Origin of the sequence: Aromatoleum aromaticum EbN1 (assembly GCF_000025965.1) — a bacterium.
GTDB lineage: Bacteria > Pseudomonadota > Gammaproteobacteria > Burkholderiales > Rhodocyclaceae > Aromatoleum > Aromatoleum aromaticum.
On sequence record NC_006513.1, the window covers coordinates 317,033 to 339,863 of the forward strand.

Genomic DNA, 22,831 nt, shown 5'->3' on the forward strand with positions numbered 1-22,831 from the left:
CTTACCCGAAGTGACCTCTCCAGCCCGGTGCGGGGGCGGCTCGGCAGCGTATCTGCACCAGTCGGTTGTCAAAACGCTCTCATAACGCCCCCCGGCGGGGTTCGGCCTTGCGGAGGGCAGTGCGTGAGGCCGTCCAACCGTGCAAGAATCTCGTCCACCCGTCGCATGCCCGCCGCGCTCGATCGCGGGCTCAGGTGACGGCCGGATGTGTACGCGAACGGCAGCCGCAGTCCCCGATCGCGCTTTCAGGAGTCCTCCTCGCGATGAAGCCCGAAATCCCTGATCCCGCCACTGCCGCCCTCCCCGCCGCTGCCCGTTCCGAACTGCGCCGGCGCATCGACACTGCCTGGCGAACGCCCGAACCCGAATGCGTGCCGCCGCTGATCCGCGCCGCGCGGATCGATGCCGCACTGCAGGCGCGCATTCGCGCGCAGGCACGCGAGCTGGTCGCAGGCCTGCGCGCGACGCGCACACACTCCAGCGGCGTCGACGCGCTGATGAAGGAGTTTTCGCTGTCGAGCCAGGAAGGCGTCGCGCTGATGTGCCTCGCCGAAGCGCTGCTCCGCGTGCCGGACTCCGCGACTGCCGACCGGCTGATCCGCGACAAGCTCGCCCACCGCGACTGGCACGCGCACCTCGGCCACAGCCCGTCGTTGTTCGTCAATGCCGCGACCTGGGGCCTGCTGGTGACGGGACGGCTGGTGGGGACGAGCAGCGCGCAAGGGCTTTCGAGCGCTCTCACGCGGATGCTCGCGCGCGGCGGCGAACCGCTGATCCGTCGCGGCATGGACCTGGCGATGCGCCTGCTCGGCGAACAGTTCGTCACCGGCCGCAACATCGCCGAAGCGCTCGAGCGCAGCGCGGCGGCGCGCCGGCGCGGCTACCGCTACTCGTTCGACATGCTCGGCGAAGCGGCGATGACGGCGGCCGACGCGCAGCGCTACCTCGCCGGCTACGAGCAGGCGATCCACGCCATCGGCAAGGCGTCGGCCGGCCGTGGCGTCGTCGACGGCGACGGCATTTCGGTCAAGCTGTCGGCGCTGCATCCGCGCTACGTGTGGTCGCAGCGCGGGCGCGTGCTCGCCGAGCTGCTGCCGCGGCTGAAGTCACTGTGCATGCTGGCAAGGCACTACGACCTCGGCCTGAACATCGACGCCGAGGAAGCCGACCGCCTGGAGCTGTCGCTCGACCTGCTCGAAGCGCTCGCGCTCGACGACGAGCTCGCCGGCTGGCAAGGCCTGGGCTTCGTCGTGCAGGCGTACCAGAAACGCGCGCCGCGCGTCGTCGACTGGATCATCGAGCTGGCCCGGCGCAGCGGCCGGCGCCTGATGGTGCGGCTCGTCAAGGGCGCGTACTGGGACGCAGAAATCAAGCGCGCCCAGGTCGAGGGCCTCGCCGGCTACCCCGTGTTCACGCGCAAGCTCTACACGGATGTCGCTTACCTCGCATGCGCCAGACAGCTGCTCGCAGCACGCGACGTCCTCTATCCGCAGTTCGCGACGCACAACGCCCACACGCTTTCGGCGGTGTTCCAGCTCGCGGGCGACGACTACGCGGCCGGCGACTACGAGTTCCAGTGCCTGCACGGCATGGGCGAGCCGCTCTACGACCAGGTCGTCGGCGACACCGGCTCACGGCGCAGGGTACGCATCTACGCTCCGGTCGGCAGCCACGAGACGCTGCTTGCGTACCTCGTGCGGCGCCTGCTCGAAAACGGCGCGAACTCGAGCTTCGTCAATCGCATCGTGGATGAAAACGTCAGCATCGACGCGCTGGTCGCCGATCCGGTCGAGGAAGCGCTGCCGCTCGCCGGCGCACCTCACCCGCGGATTCCGCTGCCGGCCGACCTGTACGGCAGCGAGCGGCGCAATTCGGCGGGCCACGACCTCGCGAGCGAGCCGGTCCGGCAGCGCATCGGCGCTGCGCTGCAGCTCAGCCGCAGCGTCGTGCGCCGCGCCGGACCGCTGCTCGCGAACGGGCCAGCATCCCCGGCCTCGCGCGACAACGTGCTCCCTGTGCGCAATCCGGCGGATCACTCCGACGTCGTCGGGATGGTCGTTCACGCCGATGAGATCGACGTCGAACGGGCGCTCGCGGCGGCATCCGGCGCCGCGCCGGGCTGGGCGATGCGGGCCGCGGCGGCGCGCGCCGCCTGCCTCGAGCGCGCTGCCGAACTGATCGAACGCGACACGGACGAACTCGTCGCGCTGGCGGTCCGCGAAGCGGGCAAGTCATGGGCCAATGTCCTCGCGGAAGTGCGCGAGGCCGTCGATTTCTGCCGCTACTACGCTGCCCGGGTGCGCGACTTCGACAACGCGAGCCATGCCGCGCTCGGACCGGTGCTGTGCATCAGCCCGTGGAATTTCCCGCTGGCAATTTTCACCGGCCAGATCGCGGCGGCGCTCGCCGCAGGCAACCCGGTGCTCGCCAAACCGGCCGAACAGACTCCGCTGATCGCCACCGCGGCAGTGGCCCTGTTCCGCGAAGCCGGCGTGCCCGCGGCCGTCCTGCAGTTGCTCCCCGGCCGCGGCGACATCGTCGGCGCCGCGCTGGTGGCCGACCCGCGCGTGCGCGGCGTGCTGTTCACCGGCTCGGTCGAGGTCGCTACGCGGATCAATCGCGCGCTCGCCAGACGTGGGGGCGACGTGCCGCTGATCGCCGAAACGGGCGGGCAGAACGCGATGATCGTCGATTCGACGGCGCTCGCCGAGCAGGTGGTCGCCGACGCGATTGCGTCGGCCTTCGACTCCGCCGGCCAGCGCTGCTCGGCGCTGCGCGTGCTGTGCCTGCAGGACGATGTCGCCGACGCCGTGCTCGCGATGCTGCGGGGCGCGCTCGATGAAATGCGGCTCGGCGACTCGTCGGATGTGCGCAACGACATCGGTCCGGTCATCGACGCGGACGCGCAGGCGGCGCTCGAGCGCCACGTCGCCGCGATGCAGGCAAGCGGCGCGAGAATCACCCGCCTCGCGTTGCCGCAGCGCTGCAGCCGGGGCACTTTCGTCGCGCCGACGATCATCGAGGTCGGCGACATCCGCGACGTCGGCGACGAGCACTTCGGTCCGATCCTGCACGTGCTGCGCTACCGCGCTGAGGAGCTCGACCGCCTCCTCGACGCGATCAACGCGACCGGCTACGGCCTGACGATGGGCGTGCATTCGCGCATCGACGAGACGATCGATGCCGTCATCGCGCACGCCCGCGTCGGCAACCTCTATGTCAACCGCAACATGATCGGCGCCGTCGTCGGCGTGCAGCCTTTCGGCGGCGAAGGCCTGTCCGGCACCGGACCGAAAGCGGGCGGCCCGCTGTACGTCCATCGCCTGCTGCGCCGCAGCCCGGGGCCGGCGTTGGAGGGCCGCGACCGGCTCCCGGACGGCGAGGCGTTCGGCTGCCTCGTCACCTGGCTCGACGGTGCAGGGCGGACGCTGATCGACGACGCCGGCCGCGCATTCCTGCACGAGCGGATCGCCGCCTGCCGCGCGACGCGCCTCGCTGGCCTGCGGCTCGCCCTGCCCGGGCCGACCGGCGAAGACAACAGCCTGCGTTTCGTCCCGCGCGGCCTCGTCGCCGGCGTCGCCACAACCACCGTCGGACGCCTGCACCAGCTCCTCGCCGCGCTCGCGAGCGGCAACCGCATCGTATTCACGGACGATGCCGCGCATCGCGCGCTGTTCGACGCGCTGCCGGGCCCGGCCCGAAAGGCGGTGACGCTGGACACCGACTGGCCAGGACACCCGTTCGGCGCGCTGCTGCTCGACGGCACCGCGGCAGAGGCCGACGCGTGGCGCGTCCGCCTCGCCGAACGCGACGGCCCGATCGTGCCGCTGCTGCAGCCCGAACCCGACTATGATGCGGCGCGGCTCGTCCATGAGCGCACCGTCAGCATCAACACCGCCGCCGCCGGAGGCAATGCCAGCCTGATGGCGCTCGGCGCCTGATGCGGCGGTCAGCCCGGCTTCACTCGCCGGCGAGTTCCGGATATTCGCCGCGCAGCGTCTCCCCGTCGCGCCGCCATGCGAGGCACTCGCCGACGAAGGCGACGGCACGCGCATCCGGCCAGCGTCGCGGGTCGGGGTCGATGGCGATCTGGCGGGCGACGCGGTCCGGCCAGGAAGCCTGCGTGTAGGTGTTACCGACCTGGGTGATGAGGTCGGTCAGATGCGCACATCCTTGCGTCCCGCCGACGCGCTCGCGGACCTGCCGGCCGAATCCGGGCCCGATGTGGAGCCCGATGAGGCGACGATAACCCTCAGCGGCTTCCGGACACACCGGCCACGGCACCGCCATCATCCGCGCCTCGACGTCGAGGATCGTGAAATCCCCGTCGATCAGGAACGCGATCGTCATGTGATGGATCAGTTCGCCGGGACGGATCGGCTCGCGCGAGCGAAAAATCATCTCCTGCGCCTTCTCGTCCGCGACCGTCGCTTCGACTTCATACAGGCCGTCCTTGCGGCGATAGGCGCGGCAGGTGATCTGTCGCGTATGCACGAGTTCGCGCTCGCTTTCCCCAAGCATTCCAGCCTCCTCCGGAGCGGTGGCCGCCTCCGCCACCGCGATGGCAAAAGTCAATGGTAATCGCAGCCGGCGGGGATCGACAGCACAGGCTGTTCAACCGCGGCGGCGGTAGATCGAGGCACGCATCAGCAGCATCGCGGTCACCGGCGACGTGAGGACGACGAACACTGTGATCAGCAACTCATGGACCACCGGCCGTTGCGCGAGCACCGACGAAACCAGGATCGAGGCAAGCAGGATGCAGCCGGTGCCCAACGTGCTGCCCATCGTCGGCGCGTGGATGCGGGCGTGGAAATCTTGCAGCCGCAGCAGTCCGAGCGAACCGACGAGCGTCAACAGGCCTCCGACCACCAGCAGCGCTGCCGCGGGGAGCGCCGCCCACAACGGCACGTTCATCGCGTTCATGGCTCGATGACCTCGCCGCGGAGCAGGAACTTGGCCATCGCGGTGGCGCCGACGAAGCCGAACAGCGCGATCAGCAGCGCGATGTCGAAGTAGATGCTCGAGCCGAAGCCGATCCCCAGCGTGAGCACGACGAGCATGCCGTTGATGTACAACGTGTCGAGGGCGAGCACCCGGTCCTGCGCCTGCGGGCCGCGCAGCAGGCGGAGCGCGGCGCATCCCATCGCGACCGAAACGCACATCAGGGCGAAGTACACGGCCCACGGAAGGACATTGTTCATTCGAAGATCTCCATCAGAGGTCGTTCGTAGCGCTGCTTGACCGTTCGTATCCACGCGGCTTCGTCCTGCAGGTCGAGGATATGCAGCGTCAACACGTTGCTCTCCCTGTCGTATCCGGCCCAGACGGAGCCTGGACAGGCGGTGATGATCATCGCCAGCACGGCGAGTCCGTGCGGATCGCGCAGTTCGAGCGGAATCTTCATGAAACCGATGTGCGGCTGCCGCTTCGACGCGCCCACGATGATGCTGCCGACTGCAATGTTGGAGCGGATGATATCGACGAGGACGTCGAAGAACAGGAAGACTGCGACGTCGAAGCGCCGCGGCCACGCGGACACCGGGCGCAGGGCCGCGACGGCGAGCGTGACCAGGCCCGCGAACAACACGCCGAGCGCGATCTGCCCCGGCGCGAGGCTGTCGTTGAGGGACAGCCACATCACCAGCAGGAAGATCGGCAGAGTCGGCAGTCTGCGCTTCATCGCCCAAAACCTTCCGTCGCCGCCGGCAGCACTGCTTCCACGTAGCCACTGCCTTCGAGGTATCGGGCGGTCGCGTTGAAATACGTCATTGCCGGCCCGGCGCCTCCCGCGAGCGCGACGCACAGCAGCAGCAGCGCGGTGACGGGAACGGCTTCGATCCATTGCAGCCGCGGCACGCTGCGCTCGGTGCTCCAGAAAATGCGTACCCCGATGCGCGACAATGCGACCACGCCGGCGAAACCGGAAATCAGCAGCGCGGCAATGAACAGCCCGGGGTGCGGGGCGTTGGAGCCGGGTCCCGGTTCGAAAGCGATTGCCGCGACGAGCAGCGTGAACTTCCCGACGAACCCCGACAGCGGCGGCAACCCTGTCAGCAGGACCGCGCACAAGACGAACGCCAGGCCGAGGAAAGCCATCGCGGCCGGGATCGGAAAGCCGACGACGCTCTCGATCTGTCTGGGGTCCTGGGGATCCTGGAGCCCGAAGGCTTCGAAGCTGACCGCGAGGAGGTCAGCGGCGATCGCCCGGCCGCGCTCGGCCATTTCGATGACCATGAAGAACGCCCCGCTCGCGAGCACCGAGCTGACGAGATAGAACAGGCCGGGACCCGTCAGCGCGTAGCCGTCGAAGCCGAATGCCGTCAGCAGCGTTCCCGACGAGACGATCACCGTGCAGCCGGCGAGGCGGTCCAGCTGCTGCGCGGCGAGCATTCCGAGCGTCCCGGTCGCGATCGTCGCGAGGCCGGTGTAGAACATCCATTCCCCGCCGAACGGAGCCGGCGCGGCGTCGCCGAGCAGCGTTTCGAAGCGCAGCAGCCCATAGACGCCGACTTTCGTCAGGATCGCGAACACGCCCGCCACCGGCGCAGCCGCCGCGCCGTAGGCGGCGACCAGCCAGAAGTTCAGCGGCCACGCACCCGCCTTGACGAGGAACACGACGCCTAGCAGCGCCGCGGCCGCATCCACCAGCGCCCGTTCGTCTCCTGTGAGGAGCGGGATGCGCAACGCCAGTTCGGCCATGTTGAGCGTGCCGGTGACACCGTAGATGAGGGACGCCGCGACCAGGAAAAGCAGCGACGCGACGAGATTGACGACGATGTAATGCAGCCCGGCCTTCACCCGCGTCGCGCCCGAACCGTGCAGGACGAGCCCGTACGACGCGGCGAGCAGCACTTCGAAAAAGACGAACAGGTTGAACAGATCCCCGGTCAGGAAGGCGCCGCTGATCCCCATCAGCAGGAACTGAGAAAGCGGCAGAAAATGCGTGCCGGCGCGCTCCCACCGCGCGAGCGAATATACAAGCGTCGCGAGTCCCAGCGTCACGCCCAGCGTGAGCATGATCGCCGACAGGCGGTCGACGACCAGCACGATACCGAACGGCGCGGCCCAGTCGCTGAGCGCATAAACGCCGACCTCGCCGCTCCACGGCGCGGCGATCAGGCCGCCGCTCATCCCCAGCAGCATGATCGCGACGACCAGCTGCGCGATCGTCGATGCCAGCGCGAGAATCGTGCGCGCGCGCCGCCGCGTTTCGCTGAACAGCAGCATCGCCGCTCCCGCGAACAGCGGCAGGACGACCGGCAGGATCGGCAGATGCTGCAGCCAGCCGCTCACTGGAGCACCCTCGCGCTACGCGCGGTCCCGCCAAGCGGGCCTGAGCGCTTCTTGGGGCGGCCCGGCGAAGTGCTCATGCCGGAGCTCCGCCAAAAGGGCAATCGGCCAGGCGTGATGCGGCCGCGGAACGCATCGGCTTCGTCATTCCTGCTCCGGCTCCCTTCCGTCGACATGGTCGGTGCCCGTCAGCCCGCGCGAGGCAAGCAGCACGACGAGGAACAGTGCGGTCGTCGCGAAACCGATGACGATCGCAGTGAGCACCAGCGCCTGCGGCACCGGATCGGCGTAAAACGCGGGGTTGCTGCCGTGGGACGGCGCGATCACCGGTGCACGGCCGAGATTGAGTCGTCCCATGCCGAAGATGAACAGGTTCACCGCGTAGGCCAGCAGCGACAGGCCGATGATGAGCTGGTAGGTGCGGGGGCGCAGCAGCAGGTACACGCCCGAGCCGCCCATGATCCCGATCGCCAGCGCAAGGACGATTTCCATCAGACGAACCCTCCGCGAGCAAGCATCGCCTTGCGGTGATGGCTGCGCAGCGACTGGTGCGCGATCGCGACCAGCATCAGCACTGTCGCCCCGACGACGAGCAGGTAGACCCCGAGATCGAACAGCAGCACTGTCGACAGATGGATTTCACCGAGCAGGGGCAGCTTGCCGTGCCACGACTGGTTCGACAGGAACGGCTCGGCGGCGAACCACGCGCCGGCCCCGGCAATCCCGGCCCCGAGCAGCCCGAACGCAATCCAGTATTGGGGATGGATGCGCAGCCGCGACTCCACCCATACCGTGCCGCCGACGATGTACTGCAGGATCACTGCGGTCGCGAGCACGAGCCCGCCGACGAAGCCGCCGCCCGGCGCATTGTGCCCGCGCAACAGGAAGAACAGCGACACCAGCGTCGCCAGCGGCAGGAGCAGTCGCACGATCACCGCCGGCAGCATCAGGTAACCGTCCGGCAGCGGCGCGCCGGGGTCCGGCAGCCGCTCTTCACTGTCTCCGTCCGGTCCGTCCTGCTCGCTTTGCTGGCGCGGCAGCGCGACGCTCTCGGGCGCCGGGCGGAACCGGCGCAGGAGCGCATACACGGTCAGCGCGACGATCCCGAGCACGGTGATTTCGCCGAAGGTGTCGAACCCCCGGAAGTCGACGAGGATCACGTTCACGACGTTCAGGCCGCCGCCGTCCGGCAGCGCCCGTTCGACGAAGAACGGCGAGATGCCACCGTCGGTCGGAGGGCGTGTCAGGATGGCATAGGCTAGACCGGCGAGTCCGAGTCCCGCTGCGGCTGCGACGAGGGTGTCCCGGGCACGCCGTACGTGCGTGCTCAGCGGCACCCGCTCCCCCATCCGGAAACGCTCGTCGCGCCGCGGTAACCACCGCAGCCCGAGCAGAATCAGCACTGCAGTGACGACCTCGACGGTGAGTTGCGTGAGCGCGAGATCGGGCGCGGAGAACCAGACGAAGGTCAGGCTCGTCGCAAGCCCGGCGCCCCCGGACAGGATCAGCGCCGCGAAACGGTGATGCTTGGCCTGCCACGCGGCGGCGACGGCGCACGCCGCGCCGATGACCCACATCAGCACGAAAGCCGGGTGGGGAGGAAGGATCGGACGCGTGCCCCACGACCACCCTGCGGTCAGCGCCGGATAAAGCGCCCCGACGACCGCGACCCCGACCACCAGCAACAACTGCGTCTGCAGGCGGCGCGAGGACAACGCACGCAGCACACGCTCGGAACCCGACATGATTCCGGTCTGCGCCACATCGAACGCCCGCTTGCCATCGAAACGGCCGAGGAGCGGCGCGCGGATCCCCGGATAGCGCCGCAGCAGAATGGTCAGCAGGATTCCGCCGGCGAGCGCGCCGAAGCTCATCAGCACGGGCAGGTTGAACCCGTGCCACACCGCCAGGCTGTAGGCGGGCGCATCGGCGCCGAGGATCGCCGTCGTCGCCGTCTTCAGGAACGGACCGACAGTGTGCGCCGGGAAAACGCCGACCAGCAGGCACATCAGCACCAGCAGCGCGCTCGGCAGCAGCATCCAGCGCGTCGGTTCGTGCGGCGCGCGCGGCAGGTCGGTCGCCTTCGGGCCGAGGAAGACTTCGTCGATGAAGCGCAGCGAATAGGCGACGCTGAACATCCCTGCGACCGTTGCCGCGAGCGGCAGCCCGATCCGCTGCACGTCGGGGCGCTGCAGGAAGACGGTTTCGGAGAAGAACATCTCCTTCGACAGGAAGCCGTTGAGCAGCGGCACGCCGGCCATCGACGCGGCAGCGACGAACGCCAGCGTCGCCGTGAGCGGCATTGCGCGGTAAAGACCGGACAGACGTTTCAGGTTTCGCGTGCCCGTCTCGTGGTCGACGATGCCGGCCGCCATGAACAGCGAAGCCTTGAACGCGGCGTGATTGACGATGTGGAACACTGCTGCGACCAGCGCCAGTTGCGTGTTCATCCCGAGGAGCAGCGTGATGAGGCCGAGATGGCTGATCGTCGAGTACGCGAGCACGCCCTTCATGTCTTCCTGGAACAGCGCCAGATAGGCGCCGATCACCAGCGAGAACAAGCCGGCGCCGCCGACGATCCAGAACCATGCGTCGGTCCCCGAGAGCACGGGCCACAGCCGCGCCAGCAGGAACACTCCGGCCTTGACCATCGTCGCCGAGTGCAGATAGGCCGAAACCGGCGTCGGCGCCGCCATCGCGTGCGGCAGCCAGAAATGGAACGGAAACTGCGCGCTCTTCGTCAGCGCGCCGAACGCGATCAGCGTGAGCGCCGCCGGATACCAGGGATGCGAACGGATCACCGCCCCCGAATCCAGCACGACATCCAGATCGTAGCTTCCCGCCATATGGCCGAGCAGGAGCACGCCGCCAAGCAGCGAAAGTCCGCCCGCTGCCGTGACGGTGAGCGCCATGCGCGCGCCCCGGCGAGCATCCACGCGGTGGTGCCAGTACGCGATCAGCATGAACGAGGCGAGGCTCGTCAGCTCCCAGAACATCGTCATCTGGATCAGGTTGCCCGACAGTACCACGCCGAGCATCGCGCCCATGAATGCGAGAAAAAAGGAGAAGAACCGCGGCACCGGATCGGCCGGCGACATGTAATAGCGCGCATATACGACGACGAGGGTCCCCATCGCGGCGACCAGCATCGCGAACAGCCACGCGAAGCCGTCGAGCCGCAGCGAGAAGCTCAGGCCGAGTTCCGGGGCCCACGGCAGCGACGCACGCACGACGCCTCCGTCGGCGACCTGCGGGTACAGGCTCGCAGTCAGCAGGGTCGTCGCGAGCGCAACCAGCCCGGCGAGCCATGCTTCGGCGTTTCGGGCGTTCGACGGGAGGAAGGCGGCGCACAGGCTGCCGGCGAACGGCAGCAGTATGATCAGGAGCAGAGTCATTTTGCTCCAATGCTAACCCGTAATTGCGTATCCCGGCGAGCCACCATGCCGTAATGCTAAAAGACGCGCACAGACGCAGTACCCCTCGTCCTCGCCTGCGCCCTGATACGTTGATCGAAAGCCTTCGACCCCGTACGGGTAGCGGATTTCAACGGCAGACTTCAGAAGGACAAGCGAGAAAAACCTGATCGAGAGGCTCATCGCTGGCTCGTCGACATGACGTCGAGGACGAGCAGGAATCCAGAGACGACTGGAAGATGAACCGAGGGCGCAACTAGAACAACGGCGGGAAAGCAAAGCATGATCGTTTCCCTCATAGGCGGAAACGCCCTCTCTTAGCAGTATTTTTACGCCCCCCGCAAGCTGTGGCGAAATCCGGGACAAGAAATAATTCTACCATTGAACTTGGTAGAAAGTCTAGTCCCATACGACTTCCAAAAGTCAAAAACATGGAGGGATCATGAGGGCAAGACTTCGAAGGTAGGAGTGCGCGACGACGATGCGCAGCAGATCGCCAATCAACACATGATAGCCAGTGGGTGCGGTACTTAGCCGTTTGAGCTTATGTGCAAGTGGTGTTCCGGAAGGAAATATGAGAGAAATAGCCAATGGCATTACTCAGAAGACAGGAACTTACTAACTCTCAAGAAACAGAACTGACGGCAGCGGTTTTCATGCGGCCACCGCGGTCGGTTGAAGTTGAAACCCGAAGGCAGCGGCGCGGCGCTTGAGGGCGGCGATACTACGTTGCCGCTGCTGTTCCTCGTAACGTTGTTGCCCCTGATCGACGAATTGTTCGCCGCGCGTGAGCATGAAGTAGACCAGGCGGGCCAGTTTGTGGGCGACAGCGGTATTGGCGCGGGGTTTGTCCATGCGTGCGCACAGCCGGTGGTAGAAGGCGCCGAGGGCTGAGTTGCTGTGCGAGAGCGTCATGGCCGCCATCTTCAGCGCATGCCGCGCCCGATTGGCTGAGCGCTTGGTGCTGGACGCGAGCACCTTGCCGCCGCTGATCTTGGTGCCCGGACAAAGCCCGAGCCAGGAGCAGAAGTGCTTGACGCTGGCAAAGCGACTCAGATCGGGCCCGATCTCCGACAGGAGCTTCATGACAACGGTGACGCCCAGGCCATTGATGCGCGTCAGATCGACGCCGGCCCAGTTAGCCAAGGCTTGACGAAGGCCGAATGCCGTCGCCAGTTTGCTGCCGCTGCGCGGCGCTTGGCCGAGATCAAGCTGGGTTTGACCGCGTTCGGCCAGCAGCGTCTGCAGCTTGGCATCGCACTCGGTGAGGCGACGCGCAATGTCGTCGTACATCGCTAGCGCCTGGCCGAGCACGAACAGATGTTCCTCGCGCCAGTTGCCGGTCAGTGCCTTGACCACGTCCTCGGAGCTGGCCTTGACCCGACGATGGCGAAGCCGAGCCAGCACCTGCGGATCGCGCTCGCCGGCGACAATGGCGCGGATGATCGCCTCCCCGGTCATGCCCATGATGTCGCTGAGCACTTCGGTCAGCTGGAGGTTCATCTGCACGAGCGCCTTCTGCATGCGCTGCACCCAGCGCGCCTGCTCGGTCAGGAGGACCTCGCGTTGGCGCACGATCGCGCGCACGACGCATACCTCGCCCGCCGGACGCCAGGCGGCGCGCAGCAACCCGAGGCTCATGAGTTTCTGCAGCCACTGGCAATCCTGCACGTCGCTCTTGCGGCCGGGCACGTATTTCAACTGCCGCGCATCGACCAGCCAGACCTTCAGCCCGCGCTGTTCCAGCACCTCATGCACCGGAATCCAGTACACCCCGGTCGATTCCAGCGCCACGGTATCGACACCACAGGCCAGCAGCCAGTCGGCCATCCCGTTCAAGTCGTCGGTCATCGTCCCGAATTCGCGCACCGAATCCTCGGCCACATGCGGCGGCACCGCCACCCAGTGACTCGATGCGCCGACATCAATCCCCGCCGCATTGGGAAAGACTTCCTCGTTTCGCTTGCGCATTGCCATGGTCTGCCTCACGATCGTTGATGAACGGCAGCGCCAGGGGAAGCGTCGAATTCGACTCGATCTCTCAAACGGGATGCGGCTCTCACCGCTCACCACTGTCACCGACGATTCCCGGACCATGCTCAGTAACGGGCTCGCACAACGGCGTCGGCTAACGCCGTGTACTTGCACCAATGACGGGTCGGTCATCTCGGCGCTGCCGTTCACTTTGTAGCGCATCGTCGTTTCTTCGCGAACACCGGGCACGGTCACGGGCTTGGGATGCTCAGTAATGAGGTAAGCCCCCGGCTTTGCCGGGGGACTCACAGAGGTTTGACCTATACGACGGTCAGCGTGAATTTTCGATCTCCGCCAAGAGAAGGAGATTCACGATGAAAGAGTATCAGAGCCTGAGTCACACGAGATGGGACTGTAAGTATCACGTGGTGTTCATACCGAAGAGGCGCAAGAAGAAGCTGTTCGGGGCGTTACGTCGGCATCTTGGGGAGATGCTCCACGAGTTGGCGGCACACAAGGAGTCGAAGATTGTGGAGGGGCATCTGATGGGCGATCACGTGCACATGTGCCTGAGCATTCCTCCCAAGTATGCGGTCTCAAACGTGGTCGGGTATCTGAAGGGCAAGAGTGCGATCCAGATCGCGCGACGGTTCGGCGGCCGACAGAAGAACTTTACTGGCGAGAACTTCTGGGCGCGCGGCTACTTCGTTTCTACGGTTGGTCTGGACGAAGCGATCGTGCGGGCGTACATCCGCGCTCAGGAAGAGGAGGACGAGCGTTACGATCAGATGAGGCTTCCGATGGCGTAGCCGCCAGGGGCGGCCCACGGTTTCATGGGCGCCTTTGAGGCGCTCACAAAATCAAGCCACCGGCTTTGCCGGTGGTATTTGACTTTTTAAAAAGTAATGTCAGATAAGGGCGTACTGGCACTCGGGCTGAAGGAAGAACGATTTGACGAGGCTGGGCAGTCGTTGAATCCGGCGCAGCGCGCCCAAGGCCAGGCGCTTCATTTCGTCCTTGTCCTGCACCAGGCGCTTCGAGACCTGACGCTTCACGTGCGCCCAGACCTGTTCGTCGGGGTTCAGTTGCGGCGAGTACGGCGGCAGGTAGAAGAGCCTGAGTTGGCCTTCGAGGCTGTCGACGTAGGCCCGAACCAACTTGGCCTTGTGAATGGGGTGGCCGTCGACGATGACGAAGACCGGTTTGTCGGCGCCGATCATCAACCGCTTGAGGAACTCGCGAAACACCGTGGCGGTGACCGAGCCTTCGTGCAGCATGAAGCGAAATTCGCCCTGCGGGCTCACCGCCGAGATCATGTTCAGCGAGAAGCGCCGGCCGGTCACTTCGACCACCGGCGTCTGCCCACGCGGCGCCCACGTCGTGCCGGTGTGGTAGTCGGAACGGATGCCCGACTCGTCGGCGAAGTAGATCGTCGCGCCTGTCGCACGCGCTTCGGAGCGGATCGCCGGATAGGTTTCCGCCTCCCATTGCCGCACCAGCGCGGCGTCCTGTTGCCAGGCTTGGTAGAGCGGCTTCTGCGCGCTGAAGCCGAGTCCTTTCATGAGCCGGCTGACCGTGGCGATCGACAGCGCCTTGCCGAACTGCCGAATGATCAGCGCGCGGATCAGCGACAGCGTCCACAGCCCGAACTCGAACTTGTACTGCAGCGGCGTGTGGTCCCGCACCGCCTGCGCGAGCCAGCGCATCTCCTCCGTGCTCACTTTCGACGGGCGCCCGGGAATCGGCTTGGCGAGCAACGCGTTTTGCCCGCCCTGGGCGAAGTCGGCCAGCCACCGAAAGACGCTGCGCACATTCACGCCGAAGGCGGCCGCTACGCTTTGCACCGTCTGGCCTTCCCGAACCGCCTTGATCGCCTGCTGGCGCATCACCTGAAGCGAGTGGTGGTCGATCGCACGACCGTCCGAGTTCCGTTTGCATTTCATCCGCGTATTGTCTCATGGTGTGACAATACTTACGAGAATGTTAGTAAGCGACAAATTCAAACTGGAAAGCTAATGATTTCAATCTATTGCGATGAATATATGGGCCGACGGTGTCGTCCTACTTGCTGACTTCTGAGTAAGGTGACACTGAAAAAATGGTGAAACGCCGTTGTTGGGTAAGCGCTCGACATGCTAATATCGTAAGCATGACGAGAACGTTTAGGCGCGATGCCTCGTCTGAGGCTACCCAGATCGAGTCGTTTAACCACGATACCGAACGGGTGATTGTGCAACGAAAGCATTTTCGTGATGAAAGTCACGACACGCTCTAGAGCGTGTTATGAACTTATGCAGCTGATATAGTTGATGTTTTTTGATCACTGTGAGCAGAAAACCCTACCCGAGCGATGTCAGTGAAGAGGAGTGGCATTTCGTGGCGCCGTATCTGACGCTGATGACCGAGCAGGCGCCGCAGCGCAGCTACCCCTTGCGCGAAGTGTTCAACGCGTTGCGCTGGCTGGCTCGGGCCGGCGCGCCATGGCGACTCTTGCCGAATGATTTTCCGCCCTGGCAGATGGTGTATCAGCAGTTTCGCCGCTGGAACGATGCGGGCTGTTTCGAGGCGATGGTGAGCGACATGCGTTCGATCATCCGAGTCGGCGACGGTCGCAAGGCCCAGCCCAGTGCCGTGATCCTCGATGGGCGAACGCTGCAAAGCAGCTGCGAAAGCGGGCCGCGGGCCGGCTACGACGGCTACAAGCGGCGTCGGGGCAGCAAAGTACATATGGCCGTGGATACGCTGGGGCAACTCATTGCGCTGACCGTCACGCCGGCCAATGAACAGGAGCGCGCGCAGGTCAAGGACCTGTGCGAGGCGGTGCAGCAAGCCACGGGCGAAACGGTCAAAGTGGCGTGGGCCGACCAGGGCTACACGGGCGACGAAGCTCGGAAAGCGGCCAAGGCGGCGGGTATCGATCTTCAAATCGTCAAACTTCCCGAGGCGAAGAAGGGATTTGTATTGCTGCCCCGGCGCTGGGTCGTCGAGCGCAGTTTCGGGTGGCTGTCCCGATTCAGACGACTGAGTCGGGATTTCGAGCGGATGCCGCAAGTGCTGGCCGGATTGCATTTCGTCGTCTTCTGCATCCTCATGCTGCCCAAGGCCGCGTTCTGGCTGGCACTGGAAGCAAGTTCATAACACGCTCTAGGCTTGACTGGATAAGTGCCGAGGGATCCCGTTACGGTGTTTTGCAAACAGGGGAAACTACTTCGCCCGATTTGCGACAAGACGGATCACACGAAACTAACTTCGGGGCAGCCCGTGAGCCTAGAGAGGCACCAAACCATGAGGAAAATAGAATGTTGAGGAGAATCGACCGGAAACGGCTAGCTTGCAGCCTGTTTTTCACCCCACTTGCAGCGGCCGCTAGCGGATATCTTGAGAATCCACAACCTGGATCGATTGAGTCGGGAATCGGTCTCGTTTCAGGCTGGCACTGCACAGCCAAAGAGATAGTTGTCTCGGTTGACGGCGTCTCGCTCGGGAAGTCCGGCGTGGGCAGCATCCGCAACGATACCGAGAGCATCTGTGGGCACCCTAATACAGGGTTTTCCCTGCTTTACAACTACAATATCCCGCAGCCTGGCACCCATGTCATTAGGGTATATGCCGATGGTGCTCTGATGGAGACAAGGACTTTCACCAGCATCCGATCCGCTGGAGTTCCGTTTATGAGTGGGGCTAATAAGCGAATTGAAGCTGGCGATTTTCCGCAGGTTGGTTCAACGGCGATACTGGACTGGAGTCAGGCGAAACAAAGTTTCGTGGTGACGGAAATCCGCACCAGCGGCAGCGGCGCCAGTGACCCGGAGAGCGCTTGCGGTAAAACGGCGCTTCTTGCCGGATCATGGAAGATGGACTTCACAATTATCTCCAAATTCACCGAGAACTATAGCTTTGACGCTGACAGTCTCGCAGTAACTGGCGATAGTGATCTGCCTTGCCTGATCCTCGGCTATGATAGTTATGGTAATTTTGACGTCAGTGGCGCCTATGCATCTTCGCTCGGACGGTGGCTGATCTTGGATGAGGGCATCTCCATGGATGAAGCCTTTGAAATGTCTTTTACGACTTCCTCGAGAATGGACGGCTTCTATCGTCAGCGTTACAGTGACGGCTCGCTCAGCAGTAGGTATGCCGCTGTCGCCACGCGTACCGCAGCCCCCTTAAACCTTGAAACGCAGTCTCTTTCGAACATGGACGCAGGTTCTGCTGAGAAGAATGCATTATCCGAAATGTCCGTTATGGACACGCTGAAAGCGAAGGCTGCCTCCACCGTTTCCAAACAGGCGGATTTCTCGGACGATACTCCTGATCTCGGAGCCATTGTCGAACGGCTTCAAGAATTGACGAGATCTGCAGCCCATTAATCACTAGGCGACAACCTTGACGATGCTCCCCTTCGCACACCATTGACGACGGGAGCGTCGTGCTGCTTAAGTCTCCGGCGCGGAGTTCTGGTAGCGGCAGCCTGTTATTGACACTCGAGCCTCTTGCAAAAGGAGCTCTGCACGGGGGATTTTTTGCGGCGGGAGGCAAAGGCGGAGGGTGCGGGCGGCCATTTCTGGCATGATGCGGTTATCGAAGCCAACATCATAACGCCCGCCCCATGGATGCTATCCGACGCGAACTGATCCTGCAACGCTGGAACGTGATTCAGCACGAACTGCTGCCCGAGTTGAAGAACGAGGTGGGCGCGCTGACGCCGAAGCTGGAGAAAGTCATCCACACCCTGGAATGGGTGCGCATCGAGGAATTCACGGCGTCGACATGGTGTCGGGTGGGGCGTCCGCCCTGTGAGCGGGCCTGGCTGGCGAACGCTTTCGTCGCGAAGGCGGTGCTGGGACTGACGACCACGGTGGGGCTGATCGAGCGCCTGACGGTGGATCGTGCGCTGCGGCGCATCTGTGGTTTCCCGCTGTGCCGCAAGCTGCCCTCCGAAGCCACGTTCTCGCGCGCGTTCGACGAGTTTGCCGCGGCGCGTCTGGCCGAACGGGTGCATGAGGCGCTCATCAAGGAACACCTTGGGGATGAACTGATCGGGCACCTCAGCCGCGATGGCACCGCGATCGAAGCGCGCGAGCGCCCGGCCCACACCAGGGGTGCGGCGGCGACACCGGCGCCTGCGGCCCAATCGTCCCTGAGCATCGAGGAAGAAACCGCCGCGCCAACGCCACCGGTGCCGGCGAAGAAACGCGGCCGCGGCCGCCCCCGGCGCGGCGAAGTCCGTGCCCCCGCCAAGGTTTCGCCCATCCAGCGCCAACGCCAGCAGCGCCTAGCGCAGAGGCTCGAGGACATCCCCACGGTGTGCGACCGCGGCACCAAGTGCAATGCCCAGGGGTACAAAGTCAGCTGGAACGGCTACAAGCTGCACCTGGACACCGCCGACTGTGGCGTGCCGATTGCGGCGCTGCTGTCGTCGGCCTCGATGCACGACAGCCGCGCCGCCATCCCCCTGTCGCTGATCAGCGCTCAGCGCGTCACCAACCTCTACGACGTCATGGATGCCGCCTACTGCAGCTTCGCGTTGCATGAGCACTGCCGCAGCCTCGGCCATGTCCCCTTGATCGACCACAATCCGCGCGGCGGCATGAAGGAGGAGTTCGAGCCTGCCGACGCGATCCGTTACAACGAACGCACCGTCGCCGAGCGCAGCAATGCACGGCTCAAGGATGAGTTCGGCGGCAACACCGTCCGCGTCAAGGGCGGCACCAAGGTCATGGGACACCTGATGTTCGGTGTCCTGGCGCTGTCTGCCGATCAGTTGATGCGATTGCGACAATGACACGCCGCACCTCAACGCCTGCCCTGACACCCTTGCCGTCGATGACGCAGGACTCGCTCCGTCCAAAAATGGCAAAAACATGCCAATGACCTAGCCGGAAAGCCCTGCCGACTTCGCCGACGAGAAAATCTCGCTCCCCCGAGTTCGACAGTTACGCTCGCAAGTGCTTGTTTTTGCTACAGCGAACTTTCAAAAATGCCACTACAACAGCGCCAACTGCTCCGGCGCCGCTGGTTTTCCTATCCCCAGTGCATGAAGTACCTCGTTCTGCTCGGTGCTGATCGTCGACACCCCGGCCACCGGCTCGCCGCCGTTCAGGCGCACGCGGTGATGCTGGATGCGCTGCAGTTGCTCGAGCGCCCGCTCGGGCGTGTAGCCCGCATCGGCGGCCTTCAGCCGGCTACGCATCACCCGGTGCAGGATCAGCGCCATGAAGCAGATCGACGCATGCGCGCGAATCCGCTCGGGCAGGCGGTGATACACCGGGCCGATCTCGATCTCGGACTTGAGCACCTTGAAACCGCGCTCGATGTCGGCGAGCGACTTGTAGCGCTGAATCACGTTCTGCGCGGCGAGGCCCTCGGCGTTGGTGACCAGCAGCAGCTTGCCGTCCATCATTTCGGCAAGACGCTTCGCCTTGTCGTCGATGTGGTAGCTGAAGAGCTCCTCACCCAGATCCACCTTGAGAATGCGCGACAGGTGCGCTTCGCTGACCGCGTGGTAGAAGCGCGCCTTGGCACCGCTGTCCGAGAGCTTGCGCCCCCTGTGCTTCACGCCTTCGTCCTGCTCGGTGAGCTTGCCCGACCATTCGTCTGCCTGGCGGATCAGCGCGTCGATGCGCTCGTTGCGCTGCCCGGTCTTGGCAGCCGCTGTTACCGGGTCGTGCGCGACCACCAGCCGCAGATCGTTCCAGGCGTGCTCCGAGACCACTTCCTGCGTGGCGGTGGCGCACTGTTGCTCATGGAACGGTTCGAGCAACTCGATGAACTCGTTGTAGCGCCGGCCTGGCACCGCGACGATGAATTCGAGCGGCTTGCCACTGGCCAGGCGCACGGCCTTGAGTGCCTCGAGATTATCCAGGCTGAGCAGTCCCCGGTCGGCGACCAGCACCAGGCGCTGCACCGACGGGAAGCGCTCGAGCACCTTGGTGAGCGTGGGCAGCAAGGTGCGCGTCTCGGCCGTGTTGCCGTCGAACACCTCGTGGTAGATCGGCAGCCCCTCGGCGGTCTGCACCACGCCGAGCATGAACTGGCGGGCAATCAGCCCCTCCTTGGCCATGCCGTACTGGCGCACGTCGCCGGCCTGCTGGCTGAGCCCCTCGCTGCGGATCGTGGTGAGGTCGTAGAAGACCACCGACAGATCCTGGTCGATCAGCGGGCGCAGCAGCCCGGCGACCACCGCATCGACCTCGTCCTGATAATCCACCAGCGCATCGAGGCTGCGCAGCAACTGCTGGTGCGTGACCACCTTCGGCCCGAACTCGGGCAGCGCCACCGTCTGCACCCAGCGCAGCACGCCGAGCTTGGATTCGGGGTCGCACAGGCGGTTGAGCACCATCAGGCGGATCAGCGCTTCCACGTCGGTGGTGCGGCGCGTGCGGCGAAACACCCGGCGCAGCCCGGAGAAGCCCAGCGACCGCCACAACTCCGTGAGTGCCCACACATTACCGAGTGCCCGCGCGGACTCGAACGACACCGTCGGCGCCGGTGGCTTGGCACCCATCGGCTCACGGCCGGTGATCTTCAGCAGGCCATTGATCACTGCGTCGAGCGAACCATCGACCTGCTCGGCGCGGCCAAGCGTGGCGACGGTGCGCTTCTTTACCCGTCCGGCCTCGTCGCGATAGGACTCGACGAGCTGGACGTAGCGGCGGCCTCCGGAGGTAGTGAGCTTGACGTGCATGCCGCCACTTTAGCGACCTACAAAGTACCGTCAAGTTTGGGCGTGGCTGTTACAAACGTGCCACCACAGCACTTTTGCGGTCGCGGCCGTCAAACCCGCGCCGGCGCTGGAGGCACTTTCCGAAAAGGGGCGAAAATCGGGGTTAAGTGTCGAACCCCGGCGCTCCCGGCGGGCGAGCGCCTCAGCTTCACAATTCCGAAGTCGGACTTTTGCAAGAGGCTCACTCTGCTGTCAAAACTGCCCATGCCAACTCATTGCCCCGCCGATCTTGCTCGCGTCGTTAACGTTGTCTGCGTTGTCGCGCCAATGAAAGCCGAACGATAAATAAGCGTTTACGGCTAACGGATACAGATACGCCGCCGAAAGCTTGATCTCTCTTTTTTCGGAGACCATGGATGCCATGTGGCGTTCGATGCGTTCGCTGCCATCTTCATTGAAGCCATTGACCCATTGCGCTGTCAGTGCTCCAGCCGTCACCGCGACAGGCCTTGACAACTCAAGAAGCAGGCGGTCATTCTTTCGCCAGTGATGCTCGCCAATCAAACCTAACGTCCATGCGTCAGAATACGAGTTCACATCATAAAAAATGCCGGTCTGACGCATCGAATTTCTTGCGCCACTGTAGCTAACGAATGAAGTAATTGTATTTGACCATTTGTGCGCCGCCCGGAAGGTCATTACCCTTCCCCGTGAGTACTGACTCCCCTGCTTAAGACGAGTTCCCAGAATACCCTGCTCCGTGAACAGGGACCCCTGAATACTAATCCAGAGGTCAGATCCAAAAGTTCTGCTGATCTCGGCGATTGACGCCCCGGATCCACCGGACTCTCCTCCGCGATTATCACGTGTCAGGAATCCAACTTTCGTCTTCCAAGCGCCAGCGAGTTGAACGCCGATCCCAGCATGTCGTGTTGCGTTGACGAATCCGAAGTACGGATTATCTGACAGCCCAAAAGCTGCAGATCCCATGCCCGGCAGGGCCGAGTCAGCGAGCCCATGCCAGACTCCAGTCAAGGCGCCAGTCGCGAAAGTAATTTCGATCGGACTGCCCGAGAAATGCTGTACAAGGTACGTACCTCCTGCTCTAGAGCCACTTGCCGCCGGGCCAGATCGAGCAAGAAAAAGGCGGCCATTGGTAACGGGGATCCGTTGACTACCCAGTACGGCTACAGCTTTTTGTAACGTGTTCGTCTCCAACTCGCCAGAACGCATTCGAACTAGTGGGATGTCAGTTTTAAAATCTCTTCCGAAATGGTCAAACCCGGATAGGCTGATGCCCTGCAGTCGCTTCGCCGCACCTGCTGCCGCGGGCGAAAGCTGTGCCTGCGCCTGGCTCACCGGAATAGTGCCGGCATGAGTCAAAAGGCCCAAACCCCCAACCGGCCGCATCGCTTTCTCGACATTGAGAAGACCCCAACCGTACATCGGGTCAACTCCTGGCTCCCCCAAATCCGTTGCCGTACTAAAAAGAATCTCTGCGGTTTGCCTGGCGTTTAGCGCTGGCCACCTTGATTTCAATAGCGCTGCTGCACCGCTCACGACGGGGGCGGCCATTGAAGTTCCACTCATGTGCCCGTAACCGCTCGCGGATGCATTGTAGGTCGACATCAGGCCGACACCGGGTGCGACGATATACCGATTTGCTGTATCACCGGCGCTGTTTGAAAAACTGGTGAGTTGATTATTTTCGTCAACGGCGCCCACAACGATAATCTGGCCGTTCACAGGTGCCTCTTTTGCGTATCGTGCTGGCCAAGTCGGATTTCTTCCACCGCCATTGCCAGCGGCAACGACGACAAGCTTGCCGGCTTGAATGTTGCCGAGAAGCGCTGACTCGAAGTAAGCATCCAGTGGTCTCGGCGCGCCAAGACTGAGGTTTACCACAAACGCTGGGCTGTCATTCACGTATCTGAGCCCATTTCCAAGGGAAGAACTAGTTGCGATGCCGTCATCGTCGAATACACGTACCGGAAGGAGACTGACCTCCGGGGCTATTCCGTGCATTCCTCGACCGTCTCGCGCCGCTCCAATCACGCCCGCCACGTGCGTACCGTGGCCATCACGATCTGCGAGGAAGGGGGCCGCAATCGTGATTTTGGTCGTTGCGTCGAATCCGGTAAGCAATCGGCCAAAAAACTCCGGATGCAGCCCTTGCACCCCGGTATCAAGGACTGCGACCGTAACTCCCTTCCCTCGAACACCGGAATCGACCGCCGCGATGCCTTTGACCTGCGTCACGAAGGCGCTGTTGTTGCGTTCGGCCTGTCTCGCCAAATTGAGCCACGTGAGCGACTGTGACGCAAATACAGGACAACTCGCGACAGAGAGTGTGAGCGCGAGAAAGAGCTTTTTCAAAGACTGTACTCGATCTTAGAATTTTCATTATGCAGCGGTGGGTAGTTGAGGGCACCCACAGCTATTCGCAGGTAGCCCTTTTCGCCTATGGCTACCAAATGGCTACCAA

The 22,831-nt window shown here is 64.0% G+C and carries 16 protein-coding genes; 5 read left to right on the forward strand and 11 right to left on the reverse strand.

The genetic code is table 11. The annotated features are described in order from the left end of the window. The first annotated feature begins 263 nt into the window (after window positions 1–263). Window positions 264–3,941, forward strand: coding sequence for a trifunctional transcriptional regulator/proline dehydrogenase/L-glutamate gamma-semialdehyde dehydrogenase (gene putA / locus EBN1_RS01450; protein ID WP_011236140.1), 3,678 nt, complete (start codon window positions 264–266; stop codon window positions 3,939–3,941). Between the two features lie 19 nt (window positions 3,942–3,960). Here putA and EBN1_RS01455 read toward each other — a convergent pair whose 3' ends face one another. The 8 genes from EBN1_RS01455 to EBN1_RS01490 all read right to left on the reverse strand — a co-directional run bounded on the left by EBN1_RS01455 (window position 3,961) and on the right by EBN1_RS01490 (window position 12,683). Then, window positions 3,961–4,521 (reverse strand): DUF2889 domain-containing protein, encoded by a 561-nt coding sequence (locus EBN1_RS01455; protein WP_011236141.1) that lies wholly within the window; start codon window positions 4,519–4,521, stop codon window positions 3,961–3,963. Window positions 4,522–4,614: 93 nt separating this feature from the next. Continuing rightward, window positions 4,615–4,926: a monovalent cation/H(+) antiporter subunit G gene (gene mnhG / locus EBN1_RS01460; protein WP_011236142.1), complete on the reverse strand. Its 312-nt coding sequence runs from the start codon at window positions 4,924–4,926 to the stop codon at window positions 4,615–4,617. After that, window positions 4,923–5,204, reverse strand: coding sequence for a K+/H+ antiporter subunit F (locus tag EBN1_RS01465; protein ID WP_011236143.1), 282 nt, complete (start codon window positions 5,202–5,204; stop codon window positions 4,923–4,925). The genes mnhG and EBN1_RS01465 overlap by 4 nt, the downstream gene beginning before the upstream one ends. Next, on the reverse strand, window positions 5,201–5,683 hold the full coding sequence (locus tag EBN1_RS01470; protein ID WP_011236144.1) for a Na+/H+ antiporter subunit E: 483 nt from the start codon (window positions 5,681–5,683) through the stop codon (window positions 5,201–5,203). Before EBN1_RS01470 ends, EBN1_RS01465 begins: the two co-directional genes overlap by 4 nt. Further along, on the reverse strand, window positions 5,680–7,296 hold the full coding sequence (locus EBN1_RS01475; RefSeq protein ID WP_011236145.1) for a monovalent cation/H+ antiporter subunit D: 1,617 nt from the start codon (window positions 7,294–7,296) through the stop codon (window positions 5,680–5,682). Before EBN1_RS01475 ends, EBN1_RS01470 begins: the two co-directional genes overlap by 4 nt. 141 nt (window positions 7,297–7,437) lie before the next feature. Next, a complete protein-coding gene (locus EBN1_RS01480) occupies window positions 7,438–7,785 on the reverse strand; it encodes a Na+/H+ antiporter subunit C (RefSeq protein ID WP_011236146.1) in 348 nt (115 codons plus the stop codon). Further along, complete coding sequence (locus EBN1_RS01485; protein ID WP_011236147.1) at window positions 7,785–10,688, reverse strand: monovalent cation/H+ antiporter subunit A; 2,904 nt, start codon at window positions 10,686–10,688, stop codon at window positions 7,785–7,787. The genes EBN1_RS01480 and EBN1_RS01485 overlap by 1 nt, the downstream gene beginning before the upstream one ends. A gap of 672 nt (window positions 10,689–11,360) precedes the next feature. After that, window positions 11,361–12,683, reverse strand: a complete 1,323-nt coding sequence (locus EBN1_RS01490) for an IS110 family RNA-guided transposase (protein ID WP_041645493.1) — start codon at window positions 12,681–12,683, stop codon at window positions 11,361–11,363. A gap of 371 nt (window positions 12,684–13,054) precedes the next feature. Here EBN1_RS01490 and tnpA point away from each other — a divergent pair, with 371 nt between their 5' ends. Continuing rightward, complete coding sequence (gene tnpA, locus EBN1_RS01495; protein WP_011236150.1) at window positions 13,055–13,489, forward strand: IS200/IS605-like element ISAzo20 family transposase; 435 nt, start codon at window positions 13,055–13,057, stop codon at window positions 13,487–13,489. A 99-nt stretch (window positions 13,490–13,588) separates the two neighbouring features. On the opposite strand, the gene EBN1_RS01500 is transcribed toward tnpA, so the two are convergent. Further along, window positions 13,589–14,623: an IS630-like element ISAzo32 family transposase gene (locus EBN1_RS01500; protein ID WP_011236151.1), complete on the reverse strand. Its 1,035-nt coding sequence runs from the start codon at window positions 14,621–14,623 to the stop codon at window positions 13,589–13,591. 382 nt (window positions 14,624–15,005) lie between these two features. Here EBN1_RS01500 and EBN1_RS01505 point away from each other — a divergent pair, with 382 nt between their 5' ends. From EBN1_RS01505 to EBN1_RS01515, 3 genes are all read left to right on the forward strand, one after another. Next, the gene (locus tag EBN1_RS01505; protein ID WP_041646779.1) at window positions 15,006–15,818 is read left to right on the forward strand and encodes an IS5-like element ISAzo23 family transposase; all 813 of its coding nucleotides are present in this window, start codon (window positions 15,006–15,008) and stop codon (window positions 15,816–15,818) included. Window positions 15,819–15,979: 161 nt separating this feature from the next. After that, on the forward strand, window positions 15,980–17,050 hold the full coding sequence (locus tag EBN1_RS01510; protein ID WP_011236154.1) for a hypothetical protein: 1,071 nt from the start codon (window positions 15,980–15,982) through the stop codon (window positions 17,048–17,050). Window positions 17,051–17,289: 239 nt separating this feature from the next. Continuing rightward, window positions 17,290–18,465 (forward strand): transposase, encoded by a 1,176-nt coding sequence (locus EBN1_RS01515; RefSeq protein ID WP_041645500.1) that lies wholly within the window; start codon window positions 17,290–17,292, stop codon window positions 18,463–18,465. A gap of 201 nt (window positions 18,466–18,666) precedes the next feature. On the opposite strand, the gene EBN1_RS01520 is transcribed toward EBN1_RS01515, so the two are convergent. Both EBN1_RS01520 and EBN1_RS01525 read right to left on the reverse strand, forming a co-directional pair. Then, the gene (locus EBN1_RS01520; RefSeq protein WP_011236156.1) at window positions 18,667–20,367 is read right to left on the reverse strand and encodes an IS1634-like element ISAzo14 family transposase; all 1,701 of its coding nucleotides are present in this window, start codon (window positions 20,365–20,367) and stop codon (window positions 18,667–18,669) included. 231 nt (window positions 20,368–20,598) lie between these two features. Continuing rightward, window positions 20,599–22,722 (reverse strand): S8 family peptidase, encoded by a 2,124-nt coding sequence (locus tag EBN1_RS01525; RefSeq protein WP_011236157.1) that lies wholly within the window; start codon window positions 22,720–22,722, stop codon window positions 20,599–20,601. Window positions 22,723–22,831 lie beyond the last annotated feature (109 nt).